15 protein-coding genes are annotated in these 13,609 nt (G+C 36.3%); 8 read left to right on the top strand and 7 right to left on the bottom strand.

Annotation, left to right across the window (positions count from 1 at the left end; translation table 11 throughout):
* The first annotated feature begins 62 nt into the window (after window positions 1-62).
* From proC to ACPUVN_RS02620, 3 genes are all read left to right on the top strand, one after another.
* On the top strand, window positions 63-875 hold the full coding sequence (proC, locus tag ACPUVN_RS02630) for a pyrroline-5-carboxylate reductase (RefSeq protein ID WP_426369907.1): 813 nt from the start codon (window positions 63-65) through the stop codon (window positions 873-875).
* An 81-nt stretch (window positions 876-956) separates the two neighbouring features.
* Window positions 957-1,505 (top strand): YggT family protein, encoded by a 549-nt coding sequence (locus ACPUVN_RS02625; protein WP_426358152.1) that lies wholly within the window; start codon window positions 957-959, stop codon window positions 1,503-1,505.
* A 64-nt stretch (window positions 1,506-1,569) separates the two neighbouring features.
* Window positions 1,570-2,007 (top strand): DUF4426 domain-containing protein, encoded by a 438-nt coding sequence (locus ACPUVN_RS02620; RefSeq protein ID WP_426358153.1) that lies wholly within the window; start codon window positions 1,570-1,572, stop codon window positions 2,005-2,007.
* Between the two features lie 112 nt (window positions 2,008-2,119).
* Here the strand turns inward: ACPUVN_RS02620 and ACPUVN_RS02615 are convergent, their stop codons facing one another.
* Window positions 2,120-3,031 carry an EamA family transporter gene (locus ACPUVN_RS02615; RefSeq protein ID WP_426358154.1) on the bottom strand — a complete coding sequence of 304 codons (912 nt, stop codon included), beginning with the start codon at window positions 3,029-3,031 and terminating at the stop codon, window positions 2,120-2,122.
* 274 nt (window positions 3,032-3,305) lie between these two features.
* Here ACPUVN_RS02615 and ACPUVN_RS02610 point away from each other — a divergent pair, with 274 nt between their 5' ends.
* The 5 genes from ACPUVN_RS02610 (at window position 3,306) to ACPUVN_RS02590 (ending at window position 8,305) form a co-directional block, all read left to right on the top strand.
* On the top strand, window positions 3,306-3,902 hold the full coding sequence (locus ACPUVN_RS02610) for an XTP/dITP diphosphatase (RefSeq protein ID WP_426358155.1): 597 nt from the start codon (window positions 3,306-3,308) through the stop codon (window positions 3,900-3,902).
* A gap of 61 nt (window positions 3,903-3,963) precedes the next feature.
* Entirely contained in the window at window positions 3,964-5,136 is a 1,173-nt protein-coding gene (gene hemW / locus ACPUVN_RS02605; protein WP_426369906.1) for a radical SAM family heme chaperone HemW, read from the top strand.
* A 116-nt stretch (window positions 5,137-5,252) separates the two neighbouring features.
* Window positions 5,253-5,726 carry a tRNA adenosine(34) deaminase TadA gene (gene tadA / locus ACPUVN_RS02600; protein WP_426360585.1) on the top strand — a complete coding sequence of 158 codons (474 nt, stop codon included), beginning with the start codon at window positions 5,253-5,255 and terminating at the stop codon, window positions 5,724-5,726.
* 343 nt (window positions 5,727-6,069) lie between these two features.
* Window positions 6,070-7,620 (top strand): methyl-accepting chemotaxis protein, encoded by a 1,551-nt coding sequence (locus tag ACPUVN_RS02595; protein ID WP_426369905.1) that lies wholly within the window; start codon window positions 6,070-6,072, stop codon window positions 7,618-7,620.
* Window positions 7,621-7,816: 196 nt separating this feature from the next.
* Window positions 7,817-8,305: a DUF2569 domain-containing protein gene (locus ACPUVN_RS02590; RefSeq protein ID WP_426358158.1), complete on the top strand. Its 489-nt coding sequence runs from the start codon at window positions 7,817-7,819 to the stop codon at window positions 8,303-8,305.
* A gap of 83 nt (window positions 8,306-8,388) precedes the next feature.
* Here ACPUVN_RS02590 and ACPUVN_RS02585 read toward each other — a convergent pair whose 3' ends face one another.
* The 6 genes from ACPUVN_RS02585 to ACPUVN_RS02560 form a co-directional block, all read right to left on the bottom strand.
* Window positions 8,389-8,895, bottom strand: coding sequence for a PepSY domain-containing protein (locus ACPUVN_RS02585; RefSeq protein WP_426358159.1), 507 nt, complete (start codon window positions 8,893-8,895; stop codon window positions 8,389-8,391).
* A gap of 94 nt (window positions 8,896-8,989) precedes the next feature.
* Entirely contained in the window at window positions 8,990-11,131 is a 2,142-nt protein-coding gene (locus ACPUVN_RS02580; protein ID WP_426358160.1) for a TonB-dependent receptor, read from the bottom strand.
* A gap of 39 nt (window positions 11,132-11,170) precedes the next feature.
* Window positions 11,171-11,608: a ubiquinol-cytochrome c reductase iron-sulfur subunit gene (locus tag ACPUVN_RS02575; protein ID WP_426358161.1), complete on the bottom strand. Its 438-nt coding sequence runs from the start codon at window positions 11,606-11,608 to the stop codon at window positions 11,171-11,173.
* A complete protein-coding gene (locus ACPUVN_RS02570) occupies window positions 11,601-12,110 on the bottom strand; it encodes a hypothetical protein (RefSeq protein ID WP_426369904.1) in 510 nt (169 codons plus the stop codon). The genes ACPUVN_RS02575 and ACPUVN_RS02570 overlap by 8 nt, the downstream gene beginning before the upstream one ends.
* Before the next feature lie 51 nt (window positions 12,111-12,161).
* Entirely contained in the window at window positions 12,162-13,055 is an 894-nt protein-coding gene (locus ACPUVN_RS02565; protein ID WP_426358163.1) for an FAD:protein FMN transferase, read from the bottom strand.
* A complete protein-coding gene (locus ACPUVN_RS02560) occupies window positions 13,052-13,591 on the bottom strand; it encodes an FMN-binding protein (RefSeq protein WP_426358164.1) in 540 nt (179 codons plus the stop codon). Before ACPUVN_RS02560 ends, ACPUVN_RS02565 begins: the two co-directional genes overlap by 4 nt.
* Between the last annotated feature and the right edge of the window lie 18 nt (window positions 13,592-13,609).

Below are 13,609 nucleotides of genomic sequence, written 5' to 3'. Positions count from 1 at the left end.
TATAATCAAAAAGAATACAAGGCATCTAAGCCCTACAATCAAACAGAATAACAGGAAAAATAATGACCAAAATAGCATTTATCGGTGCAGGTAACATGAACGGCGCCATTATTGGCGGACTAATTAAAAACGGTGTTGACCCTAAAAGCATCATAGTAACAAACCCTTCACCTGAGAAACGCGAAGCGCTTTCAGCAAAATATGGCATTTTAAATACGGCTGATAACTTAGAAGCTGTAGCTTTTGCTGATACGGTTATTTTAGGCGTAAAACCACACTTAATTGTAGAAGTATGTAAAAACATTACCGCTAACATTACCATTGAAAACAAGTGTTTTGTATCGGTTGCTGCAGGTTGTTTACTTAAAACCATACAAGAAGCTTTACACGAAAATACGGCAATTATCCGTACTATGCCGAATACGCCAGCGCAAGTTGGATTGGGTATGACAGGTATTTTCGCCAACGAATTTGTTACTGACGCACAAAAAGCAGCAGTAGAAAAAGTTATCGCTTGTACTGGTGAGCTTATTTGGCTTGAAAGCGAAGCAGGTATTGATGATGTAACTTGTGTGTCTGGTTCTGGTCCTGCTTACTTCTTCTTATTTATGGAAGCTATGGAACAACATGCAAAAACCTTAGGTTTTACTCCTGAGCAAAGTCGCTTGCTAGTTCAACAAACTGCATTGGGTGCTGCAACTATGGTTGTAGACAATCCAGAGGTTGAAATAGGAAAACTTCGCACCAATGTTACTTCTAAAGGTGGCACTACACAGGCAGCTCTTCTACAATTTACTGATGGCGGATTACCTGAACTTGTAGCAACAGCAATGACTGCGGCACATACTAGAGCCAAAGAACTAGCAAATAGCTAACATACTTTCTCAAAAGAATGGCTTCAAAACCTGATAGCTACATTTTGAGAAAGCTAGATATTAAATTTACCGGAGAAATAAATGCAAGCAATTAACTTTTTGCTCGACTTTGCATTCGACACAGTACTGATGATCTTAATCTTGCGTTTATGGCTACAGCTTGTACGCGCAGATTTTTATAATCCACTGAGCCAATTTATCGTAAAAGTAAGTAACCCATTAGTGGTTCCTTTTCGTAAAATCATACCCGGCTTTGGCGGTATTGATGTTGCAACGGTAGTTTTAGCCTACATAGTAGCAACCCTTAAGTTCATTCTTATTCCAATGTTAAATGGTGGTGGGGCTGATGTAGTAACGGCACTATTTTTAGGTGGTTTATATGTGATTAAAGAAACGGGCTTCTTGCTGTTTATCATCATGTTAGTTATGGCATTAATGAGCTGGGTTGTTCAAGGCTATAATCCTACACAAGCTATTTTCCAACAATTAACAGATCCTGTATTACGACCTATTCGTAATATAATTCCTGCAATTGGTGGCTTAGACTTATCAATATTAGCGGCATTTTTAATATTAAATGTAAGCAATATATTGCTATCAGGTTGGATCCCTTACTGGTCGATTCTATAAGTTAGCCTGTACATTCAATTAAAAAAGTCACTCTGTTTTTCCATTAGTGACTTAGGAGCAAGCCATGAAAAAACTATTACAAAACCTTAGTTTACTAATTATCTCATCAGTATTTATGTTCAGTGCTCATGCTGAAAACATGAAAACGCTCGACCATTTAGACGTACATTACATTGCCTTTGGTGCGACATTTTTAACACCGAAAATAGCAAAGGCATACGATATTGAACGTAGCCGCTACAATGGCGTGATTAATATTGCGGTACTCGACAACACAGTTAAAGGCAAACCGGCTAAAAATGTGAGTATTTCAGGCAAAGCGCGTAATGATTTAGGACAAATCAAAAGCCTAGAATTTGATGAAGTAACCGAAGGTGATGCTATTTATTACCTAGCGCAAGTAACCTACTCCCATGAAGAAACTTATTATTTCGACATTACAGTAAACGATGGCACAGGTAATAAATCGTTTAAATTCAAACAGAAGTTTTATGTGGATTAAGCTGTACCATTAAGAGTTAATGGGTGGTTAACTTACAAAAAAGGTGAAATATACATTGTATACTTCACCTTTTTTTTCGAACTAAATTTACGTTATAAAATGTTTATCAAGCTTACATCGGTTTAACAACTGCCTTTTTAAAGCCTAGTTTTACCGTTAATCTAGCCCAAAAAGCGTTAATAATTAAACCTAAAAGCACTAAGCTTCCACCTATCCATTGCATGTCAGTTATGGTTTCATTTAAAAAATAAGCCGATACTGAAATACCCACAATAGGCACACCTAAACTTAACGGCGCTACGGTGCCAGCAGGGTAACGACTTAATAAATAACTCCATAAACCATAACCACTGATAGAGGCAGCAACAGCCAAATAGGTTAACGCTAAAAATGACACCCAACTAAAACCTTGTAAGCTTGCGATGATCAAGTCAGAACCTTCAAAAATGAAGCTTGATAACATAAAAGGAATAATAGGTATCCAAGCCGACCAAATCACTAAATCTATACCTGGTTTAAAGCCTTTATTGCTAATAATTCGGTTAACTACATTACCTAATGCCCATGACGCTGCACCAATAATAGTTAATACAAAGCCGATAAGGGTCATTGCTGAATCTTCACCTGTACCTGCAATAATGTATAACCCTGCGCCAGCGACGATCATAGATAACAACTGCGCGAACTTAATTCTTTCGTTCAGCAGTAAGGCAGCAAAAATCAAGGTAAATAAGGCTTGAGATTGTAAAATTAAAGAAGCTAAGCCAGCTGGCATTCCCATCGACATAGCACTAAATAAAAAGGCGAATTGGCCAAAGCTAATGGCTAAAGCGTAAGCTACCATCCACTTAAGGGGAATATTCGGTTTTTTAACAAACAAAAAGCCAATAGAAAATACTAAAGCGAAACGTAAAGCACCCATTAATAAGGGAGGTAAACCATCAAGCCCCCATGCAATTGCAAGGAAGTTAACGCCCCAAATAATAACAATGAGCAAACCAAGAAGTGAATCTTTAAACGACATAATGATCCTTAATCAATAACCCCTGCTTGGGATTAAATTGTAAAACCTAAAAAAACACACTGCTTGATGAGGAGTCAGTGGAGTGGTGATCTTTCTAAAAAACATTTTGCCTAATTAGGCATTTTCTGTATTTGGGTATACATACTCTAGGGAAAGTAAAAATGCTCGTCTCATACTTTAAATTATCCTTGAGAGGGAAATAACTTAATAGACTAACGATAATATTGTATTATCCCCCCAATTAAAAAACACTATACAATTTAAAGGTAAAATCATGTCTACAGTTGTTTTAGCAACAGGTAATCAAGGCAAAGTAAAAGAGCTGTCTGTTTTATTAGCACAGCACGCTATTGAAGTAGTACCACAAAGCAACTTTAATGTACCTGAAGTACCTGAAACAGGAACAACTTTTGTTGAAAATGCGATAATTAAAGCGCGCCATGCAGCTAAAATTACAGGCTTACCAGCAATAGCAGACGATTCAGGTTTAGAAGTTGACGCTTTAAACGGTGCTCCTGGCGTATATTCAGCTCGTTATGCCGGTGAAAATGCTACCGATACGGATAACACAGATAAACTATTAAACGCTTTATCTAACGTACCAACAGCTGAACGTACAGCGCGATTCCATTGTGTTTTGGTTTACATGAAACATGCCGAAGATCCTACTCCAATCATTTGTCATGGTGTTTGGGAAGGCAGTATAATCACCGAAAAGTTAGGTGAACAAGGTTTTGGCTACGATCCTGTATTTTGGCAAGAAGATCATCAAATGACTTCAGCTCAGCTGCCTCGCGATTTAAAAAATGCTTTAAGCCATCGTGGTCAAGCCCTCGCTTTATTAGTGAAAGAATTAGCAAAAAACGCATAATCAAGCTCAGTTAATATAAAGTCTGAATCCGCGTTATCAATCAATATCAGGAATATCTATAGTGCTTCAAGCTCCGCCGTTATCGTTATACATACATATTCCTTGGTGTGTACAAAAATGTCCGTACTGTGATTTCAACTCGCACGCCTTAAAACACGACATGCCAGAAGCAGAATATGTTGAGCAATTAATACAAGATTTAGATGCCGACATTCAACGTTTCAAGCTAAGTGACAGACCATTACACACCATATTTATTGGTGGTGGTACGCCAAGCTTATTTTCAGCAGGCGCTATTAAATCAATGTTAGACCAAGTACTTGCAAGGTTTACTCACAATGCTGATATAGAAATAACCTTAGAAGCTAACCCAGGCACAGTTGAAGCCGATAAATTTATAGGCTTTTTTAATGCAGGCGTTTCACGTTTATCTATTGGTGTACAAAGTTTTGAATCAGACAAGCTGATCAAGCTCGGTAGAATACATGATAGCCAACAAGCTAAAAGTGCCGCAGAACTTGCCACTCAATGTGGCGTAAGTAGCTTTAATTTAGACTTAATGCATGGTTTACCTAATCAATCTTTAGATAACGCACTCGATGATTTGCAAACAGCCATAGCATTAAACCCTACGCACTTATCTTGGTATCAATTAACTATTGAACCTAATACACCGTTTCATTCAAAGCCACCAACTTTGCCTGCAGATGAAACCTTGTGGGATATTCAAGACCAAGGCGTAAAGCTGCTTGAAGATGCGGGTTATAAACAATACGAAATATCAGCCTACAGCAAGCCAGAATATCAATGTAAGCATAACCTTAACTACTGGCGCTTTGGAGACTACTTAGGTATTGGCTGTGGTTCACACGGTAAAATTACCGACGTAGAGCAACAAAAAATATACCGAACCATTAAAGTAAAACATCCTAAAGGTTATTTAGATAAAACACGCGAGCATTTAGATCATTTAAATGAAGTAGATACAAACGAGCTACCTTTCGAATACATGATGAATCTACTTAGACTGTGTGATGAATTTAACCTAGATGATTTTGAAGCTCATACAGGATTAAGCCGTAACATCATTCTACCAACACTTAAAAATGCACAACAAAAAGGCTTGTTAAAAGCCATTGATGCAACCGAAAACAGCATAGACGATGCTAATACATGGCAAGTTACGCTACTCGGACACCGATTTTTAAACGATCTACTTGAGATGTTTTTATGAGCATCAACATAAGTAAAGTAACAGACGGTACAGACAATGTTGATGAGTTCAATGAAGTTAATAAAGTCGATGACATTAATGAAACTGATGTGTTTGATCCAACTGATATAAAGTTTATGCAACGTGCTTACGAGTTAGCACAGCAAGCCGAGCAGATTGACGAAATTCCTGTTGGAGCCGTTGTCGTTGCTAACGGAGAAATTATTGGCGAAGGCTTTAATCAGTCCATCACCTTAAACGATCCATCAGCACACGCCGAAATGCTCGCAATCAAACAAGCAGGACAAAGCTTACAAAACTACCGCATGCTCGACTGCACGCTTTATGTAACGTTAGAGCCCTGCCCTATGTGTGCAGGCTTACTTGTTCATAGCAGAATTAAACGTTTAGTCTTCGCTGCAAACGATCTAAAAACAGGCGCAGCAGGTAGTGCCTTCAACTTAGTTAATCACGAAAAACATAACCATAAAATAGAAACTACCAAAGGCGTTTTAGCTGAACAATGTAGCAGCTTACTTTCAGCATTTTTCAAACGTAGACGTTCAGAAATTAAAGCGAAGAAGAAAGAGAAAAAAGCCTCTCAAAATTAATATTAACTCCCCTATATTCCCTACCAAATTAAAAAACATGATGACAAGCCTCAATAGTATTGGTGGGTTTTAATGAGAAGCAACAGTGCGTAATATAAATTTACGGTCCAAATAATTTATTCAAAAGCACAACTCGGCTAATACTTATTCAAAACCTATAGCTTTTCCTAAAATAAAAACAATTTAATTTACCTTAACTACTGAAATATTTAGATTTTGTGCAATAATAAAAGCATTATAAAAATTTTCGGATAAATATTAGTGAACGTAACATTAAGTAAGCTCAGAAGTTAAATCTAAACTATTAATACTCATCATTTCTTCATTCATAGCGTTAACTGCCATGATGCTATTATCTCTGAGTACATTACATGAGAACTTGTTAAAAGATAGATATACAAAAACAGTCCATTTAGCAGAAGCAGCAACCGATGTTGTTAAGTATTTTTACCAACAATCTCAAGATGGAAGTTTAACTGAAGAAGACGCAAAATCTCATGCGTTAGCATCTCTAAGAACAATGCATTATGGCGATAAAGATTACTTTTGGGTTAACTCTCTTGATTATCTTATGCTGACCCACCCGACTAAAAACTTGATTGGTCAAAATATACAAAACATTAGTGATCCCAATGGCTTTCGTTTCTTTGAAGAAATGGTACGTATTGTAAAAGCTCAAGAAGAGGGCTTTGTAAGTTATCAATGGAACCGAGCAGGCAGTACTGAAAATATAGATAAAATCTCTTATGTTAAGTCCTTTAAACCTTGGGGTTGGGTCATAGGAACAGGCATATACATAGATGATGCCGATGATATTTTTTGGGAAAGTGCCTTAAACCTAACCATGAAAGTATCATTATTCTTCTTATTCATTATTTGGTTATCGTACAAAGTCAGTAGAAATATTTACAAACCTTTGAATGATATGCGAGATTTAATGATGGAGATAAATAAGACTAATAATCTAACATTAACCCTTAAAGTAGAAGGTAAAGATGAGCTTGCAGAAATTAGTAATGCATTTAATGAGATGCTTATAAATTTTAGGAATGTTTTATTAAAAATATCCGCTTCATCTTGCAGTTTAGCAACACAAGCAGAAGAGTTATCGGCAGTCACTTCACAAATCAATCACGGCATGCGCAGTCAACACGATGATATTGTATGCGCTGATTCCGCTTCTAATGACATGGTTATAGCCATTAGAGAAGTTGCTGAGAATACACACACAACATTAGACGCTACAAAACAAGCGACAGAAAACACTAATAATTGTGCTGTTATTATTGATAAAAACATTACGTCTAGTTATGAGCTTAACCTCAGTATTCAAGAGTCTTTCAAAGAAGTATCACAGTTAAAAGACGCTAGTTTGAATATAGGTGAAATTGTATCGACCATTCAAGGCATTGCTGAGCAAACAAATTTACTCGCATTAAATGCTGCAATAGAAGCTGCACGAGCTGGCGAACAAGGTAGAGGTTTTGCAGTGGTTGCTGATGAAGTAAGAACTTTAGCAAGTAGAACACAAGAGTCGACAGCTAATATCACATCAGTGATAGAAGTTTTACAATTAGGCGTAGAAAAAGTTGTGAACAACATGGAGCACTTTCAAGAGCAAACAAAAATCAGCGTTGTATTAACAAAAGAGGCAGGTAGTTTAGTACAAAATATGCAAACCAAAATGCTTGAAGTAACCGATTTAAATATCATGGTGAGTGCCGCTACTGAAGAACAAAGTGCAACAACTCAACAAGTAAAAGACATTATTAATAAAATTAGTATTATGACAGAGCAAACAACCACTAGCGCATCCCATACCGCTGAAACAAGTGAGAATCTGGCAAAGTTTGCCGTTGAACTTAATGACTTAGTTTCCTCTTTTAAAATATAACATTTGAGTATATAAATAAGTTAAGCAGCCATATAAAAAGATCTTATATGGCTGCTTAACCTCAATCCTGTTCGAAAAACCTAACCTATTGATTCATAATTTCAATTCAATTAGTCTTTCACTCTTACTGCTAGTTCTCACAATAATAAAAGTAACGTAATATGAGTTATACCAAACGGATTAATTAGGAAATCAAATGGACGTTAACGAAATTGAGCAAGATGTTATAAAAAAAGAACCTTGGGAATTTGGTGGTTGGCTTTTTTTACTTGGTTTTGGCATTACTATTTCACCTTTTAGATTACTCTCCGATCTTTTAAATATTTATCCTGTTATGTTTTCAGATGGAACAATGGAAGACATAATAGAAAGCGCATCTTTAGCATTTATTTCGTTAGTCGCTGGAGAGCTTATAGCAAATATTATTTTTGTAATCTTATCTATTACCTTAATTATTTTATTTTTCAAAAAGAAATCAATATTTCCTAAATGGTATTTAATTACCGCGATAGCGACATTTTTTTTCATTTGTATTGATAACTTAATAATCAGCTTTTTGTTTCCAGAAATTGAATTCATAACAATAGATACAATCCAAGCTATAGCCAGTGGCGCTATCGCATTATGTTTATGGGCTCCTTATCTATTTATATCTGAAAGATCAAAGAATACCTTTATTCTTTAGCACTTAAACAGTTAACGCTAAACATAAATAAAAGTTAGACTTTCAGTTAAAACCTTCAAGTCAGGTTTTAACGTTAGCACCGACTAATCTCTTTTTTGAAAACGTTTGTAATACGGATAAAAGAATAGAAACAGTCCCGTTAACGAGATCAACAACAACGTGATAGCTACAGGTAAACTTAGCCATAAATTCGCATTCTTTTGCCAATAAGTACCATCGTGTATTTGTTCAATGGTGTCTGATCTACGATAAGCTACGTGAAGTATTTCTGCAGTTTCAGAGTCGAGTTGAATTTCCCATTGCGAGTTTGTACGTATTTTTATAATGCCTTTTGACGGTCTAACATCTAAACGATCGATAGAATCCCACGACTCTACCTGTGCCTCTTCAACACTTTTAGCTTGCTGTAAAATAACATCAAACGGAATACTTGGTACATTACTCACGCCACTCTGACTCGCTGGTTGCAGGTAGCTGAATTCTTTTTTAATCAACAACAAAATACCCGTCACTATAATGATAAGTACAGGTATGGCAACAATGATGCTTGCCCATTTGTGTGTGCTTCTATTTACTTTTCTAAAAGACATATTGGATTAACTTACTCTTTTTATTTTCACTTCTAACATGTAGTACTAACTGTCGATATAACTAACGAGTAACAGGAAAAATATTACTTTGGCTTTAATAAAACCATGTAAACGTTAAATCGATACTACGTTTAGGTTGAAATGGTGCATCTTCATCGGAAGAGGCTTTATAGTTTTCGTTCATTAAATTTAATACCGACAAAGCCACTTCACTCTGCTTATTAAATTTAAAACTCGCTGTGGTATTCCATATTAATCGTTTCGATAATTCTATTTCTGACGGACCAAAGCTATTACGTGTAAAGCGGTAGCTCATATTATTAATGATCGAAAAATCGTTTAAACCTTTAACTTCAGGAGACCACTGAAATAGCCATTTAATTGCTGCGGGTAGTCCGTCATCCACAGTCTCGTTATTTTGATTTTTACCTTGCTGCCATTGTAAGCCTAATGATGAATTAAACTGTTGCGAAGCTTGCCATGTAGCTAAAAGCTCTACGCCTTTTATGGTAACGTTTTCTGAATTTTTATAGCCCGTTATATCTTCATTATTACCAGTTCCATCATCAACACTTAACGTTAAACGCTCGATATAATTTTCAATATCATATAGGTAAGTATTAATTTTACCTTCGATAGTTGGTGAAAATTGATGGGTTAACGACAACTGATAACCCATACTTTTTTCTGACAACAAATCTGGATTACCTTGGGTATTCCCTCTTGGCGTTTCGCCTGAAAATAATAACTCACTTACAGTAGGAAACCTAAAAGACGAAGCTATTTCAGCTGAAAGTTGTGTGTTGTTTTCAAAAGCATATTGCGCATTCAAAGACGCTGAAAAAGCATCCTTATTAACAGATAAGTTACTTAACGATACTCGACTTGCTGGTGTAGCCGACTGTTCATCTAAATTATTATCATTGTTTTGTTTTACCGATACAGTGTCGTAACGAGCTCCCACATTAAGTGTTAACGCATTAATATACCAATGATGGTTGATGTATACACCGATATTACGCTCATCGGCATTAACCGAAGTGTTAGCCCACAAAAAGGTGTTATCCGCGTCAAACTCTTGCTCAGTAATATTAATGTTTTGTCGCTCATTCCACTCAACACCCAATAGGGTTTGATCTAAAGCATAAGTCGCTAACGCACCAAAGGTATGTGATGAATAATCAGTGAAGTTTCGTCGACTAATATCGCCATCACTTAAGCGTACAATATCCGTTTGCCAATATTGTTTATGCTGAAAAAATTGCAGCTTCCACGTATCGTTTTGATCTGAAAATTGAATTTGGCTCAGTAAGTGATCATCTTCTGGATAGTCACTTATTCTGTTGTCTGGAAAGGTTGATGAACTTTTGCCAATATTTACGCCATGGCTATAAATAAGTGAGGCATTAATATCGATATTATTCCAAATAAAATCAGTATTCACGCTAAGACTTGTTTGCTCAAACTGGCTAAATAAAGGTGTGTTGTCAGCTGAATAAGTTGCTTTAGCTTTACGGTGTACACCACCAATATTTATGCTGCTATCATTGTTGGTTGTGTTGGTGTATTGACCAAAAACACTTTGGCTAGTTAAGCCATCAAAATCATCTGTTGGCTCAAGCTTAACGCCAATAAGATTGTCGTTACCAAGCGTTGATAAACTGACAACACCGCCCATAGCGCCTGAACCATATAAAGATGAGCTAGGACCTTTTTGTATATAAACACTGTTGATTAATTTGGTAGGAATAAAGGAGATTGAGTTACCAGCCCTACGGTCGGTAATAATAGGAATGCCGTTAACTTCTGTTTTAATGCGGTCTCGACTAAAACCACGCATATTATAACTTTGTAATAATCCGCCTTGTCCGTTTAGCTCAACACCCACGGTTTGTGTTATTACATCAGCTATTGTGCGATCTAGGCTTACACTGTCTTGTAGAAAAATAAGCGTATTGTCTGAAGTAAACACATCGTCGATAGATGATAAACGGCTGTTGTTGTATATCGATAAAACTTCAACATTACTTGAAGAGTTTTTATCGTCGACGTTGTCTTCAGAGTCATTTAAAAGGTTTTCTGATTGGCTATTTTGGAATGCATAAACCGCAGGTGAAAAAAGCCACGTAAAGCTTACAACTAAAGTTAATAAACCTGATTTAATAAGGTTTGAATGAAACACGTTTATAGGAAGAAGTAATAACTTGCTAAACGATGAGAGTTTTACAGCATTCATAATTAAAGATGATCACACCTGGATAAAACGAGAAGAAAGTTACAAATGGATAACGACAAACTGATTGCCATCGCTTTCACTTGAACTTGATGTAGAAGTTAAAAATTGAGTTAAGTTCTTTTCAGCAGGACCTTTCAACACTTCACCGTCAGCAGCAAACTTAGCGCCATGACATGGGCATACAAAACCCGCTTGATCATCGCTAACCTTTTCACTCGCTACTGCACAGCCCATGTGTGTACATTTAAGTAACACAGCTACATATTTATTGTCTTCAAGCTGAGTAACACCTATGGCGCTTTTTTCATAAGCCACACTTACTGTTTTCTTTAGGTCGAATTCAGCTAAAGGTATGTAAATTTTGTTCTCTTTTCTTACGCCTTGAACCAATACCTGAGTAGATTTACAGCCTGCTAACATGCCTGTTCCTATGGCACTAGCAACACAAACGGTTTGAATGAATTTTCTTCTACGCATCAGGATGACTCTTTATATGACTATGGCGACGAACGCGTTCTTGTACATCTTTAGGCTTCTTTTTATAACGAGATACATAGGCTTTTTTAATATGAAGCAACAAAATAAGTGGCAGAGATATTCCCATAATCGCATGACCATTACCTAGCCATTCATGCCAATTTTCATTCACTAAATAATACAAAACATAAGCACTAAGAATTGAAAGGCTTGTTGCGATTAAAATAAATAACCCTGATTTCCTTGCTCTTTTAGATGCCCAAGTTTTAGGGATATGAGAGGCGAAAATAGCCCCTAAACTCATCAACATAACAAAGGCTGAAAAACCGTGTATTTGAAGCATGGGATATTGTAAGAAATGAGACTCGGGACCAAAGTCCCCTTCTACCATACCAAATCGTCGAAACAACCAAAAAGCAACGCCTGTAACTAAGCTGAGTCCTAAAACGCAGTAGAAAAAATAACGGTAACGCTGACTAATGGTGAGTGAAATGTTTGACATAAAAGGTACTTATTTATTGTTATAAATACTAAAACTTAACGTGATACGGTTTTAGTAATAAAGCTTAACAAAACCTAAACGATTAATTTTTATCGCTTGGGCATTATAATATTTAGCTAACTGACGTCTTTGAGCGCGAGACGACAAAATCATGGCTTTAGTTAATGCATCTGACAGCATTAAATGAGAAGAAAACACCGACATACTGCCTTTAAATTTAATGTGTTTGCCTGTTGATGGATTCACAAAAGCTGATTTTTTATCACGAAGGTAATTACCTGAAGTCGCTAATGCTTTGTTTTGCATTTTAACTACTCTTAAAGCGCTACTGCGTTTCTTGTATTTAACGGCTACTTCTTCGTTTCGCCATTGATTGATCGCTAGATCACCACCTGCATTAATTCGACAATATATATTGTCAGGTACTTTCGTTAATGCACAATCAACAGCGTAACCTTTGGCAATACCACCTAAATCTATACATAACGGCTTTTCAATAATCACCACATTATCTTTACAGGTCATGTTACTGCTATTGCCTAAATTTAATGTGCAATGTCTATTAACAAGGGTTAACGCAAGATGATTAGGTAACTGTTCATTTAAAATTAAGCTAGGCGCTACAGATACATCGTATAAGCCTCGAGTAAACTGGTTCAGCTCTAAGGCTAAAGATAGAACTTTATTTAAATCATCAGAAACAGTTAGCGTTAATGGCGTATTGTCACCTTCCGCTCTGTTGGCTAAATCTAATGCTTGTCTATTTAACGTTGATATTTCACTGAGTTCGCTATGAAAACTAAACAAATTATGGATGCGTTCAATTTCATCAAAAAGCGTATTAGATAAAGCGATTAACTCATCGTCATCTACCGTTCCTTTTAATTCTATTTCAACAAAGGTTCCGAGTAAGGTTTTACAGCGTTCTAAGTTATTTATTTTCACAGTAGGCTAAGCACTTGCTTCCATGTTTCGTTTAAACGATTAATTCCATCCGTCACATGACGACACGACAGTGTAGCACCAGAGATATTTTTAATCTGCTTATCTAGTTTCAAAAACTCGCTGCTATTTTTTCCATGAAATTGTGCACGCCATTTAGGGTGCATAATTTGGCTACCGTAGCTTTCTCTATAAGTAAGCACTTCAATGCCCGTAACATTACCTTCTTTAGAAATTGAAACAGCAAGATCGATGTTTTCATGCTTACCAATAACTTGATCAACAATAAACCAATCGTGTTCATCGGTGCGCCAAGCGTTTACCGAATCGTGACGTACTCTAATATCAATAGCATCTTCAATACTGTCCATTTGATCTTCAGTTAACGTGATCGGGAATGCAGTTAACTTTTGTTCTGGATACAAGATTTTTTGTGCTTGTTCAATCGTTAAAAAAGTTTTAGAAAATGCTATTTTAGGCACTAAAACTAAACCAGAAAGACCTAACAATGTGTTTTTAATAAAGTTTCTACGTTTCATAATTCTTATAGTTTTCCT

Origin of the sequence: Pseudocolwellia antarctica, assembly GCF_049933045.1 — a bacterium.
Taxonomy (GTDB): Bacteria; Pseudomonadota; Gammaproteobacteria; order Enterobacterales; family Alteromonadaceae; genus Pseudocolwellia.
The sequence above is the reverse complement of the archived record's forward strand: the minus strand, read 5'-3'. Positions and strand labels throughout refer to the sequence as shown.

Excerpts from the sequence above, each read along its gene's own strand:
- ACPUVN_RS02590 (WP_426358158.1), top strand. The coding sequence starts at position 7,817 with ATGGACGTTAACGAAATTGAGCAAGATGTTATAAAAAAAGAACCTTGG.
- ACPUVN_RS02585 (WP_426358159.1), bottom strand. The coding sequence starts at position 8,895 with ATGTCTTTTAGAAAAGTAAATAGAAGCACACACAAATGGGCAAGCATC.
- ACPUVN_RS02610 (WP_426358155.1), top strand. The coding sequence starts at position 3,306 with ATGTCTACAGTTGTTTTAGCAACAGGTAATCAAGGCAAAGTAAAAGAG.
- ACPUVN_RS02595 (WP_426369905.1), top strand. The coding sequence starts at position 6,070 with ATGATGCTATTATCTCTGAGTACATTACATGAGAACTTGTTAAAAGAT.
- ACPUVN_RS02580 (WP_426358160.1), bottom strand. The coding sequence starts at position 11,131 with ATGAATGCTGTAAAACTCTCATCGTTTAGCAAGTTATTACTTCTTCCT.
- ACPUVN_RS02615 (WP_426358154.1), bottom strand. The coding sequence starts at position 3,031 with ATGTCGTTTAAAGATTCACTTCTTGGTTTGCTCATTGTTATTATTTGG.
- proC (WP_426369907.1), top strand. The coding sequence starts at position 63 with ATGACCAAAATAGCATTTATCGGTGCAGGTAACATGAACGGCGCCATT.
- ACPUVN_RS02575 (WP_426358161.1), bottom strand. The coding sequence starts at position 11,608 with ATGCGTAGAAGAAAATTCATTCAAACCGTTTGTGTTGCTAGTGCCATA.
- tadA (WP_426360585.1), top strand. The coding sequence starts at position 5,253 with ATGCAACGTGCTTACGAGTTAGCACAGCAAGCCGAGCAGATTGACGAA.
- ACPUVN_RS02570 (WP_426369904.1), bottom strand. The coding sequence starts at position 12,110 with ATGTCAAACATTTCACTCACCATTAGTCAGCGTTACCGTTATTTTTTC.
- ACPUVN_RS02625 (WP_426358152.1), top strand. The coding sequence starts at position 957 with ATGCAAGCAATTAACTTTTTGCTCGACTTTGCATTCGACACAGTACTG.
- ACPUVN_RS02620 (WP_426358153.1), top strand. The coding sequence starts at position 1,570 with ATGAAAAAACTATTACAAAACCTTAGTTTACTAATTATCTCATCAGTA.
- ACPUVN_RS02560 (WP_426358164.1), bottom strand. The coding sequence starts at position 13,591 with ATGAAACGTAGAAACTTTATTAAAAACACATTGTTAGGTCTTTCTGGT.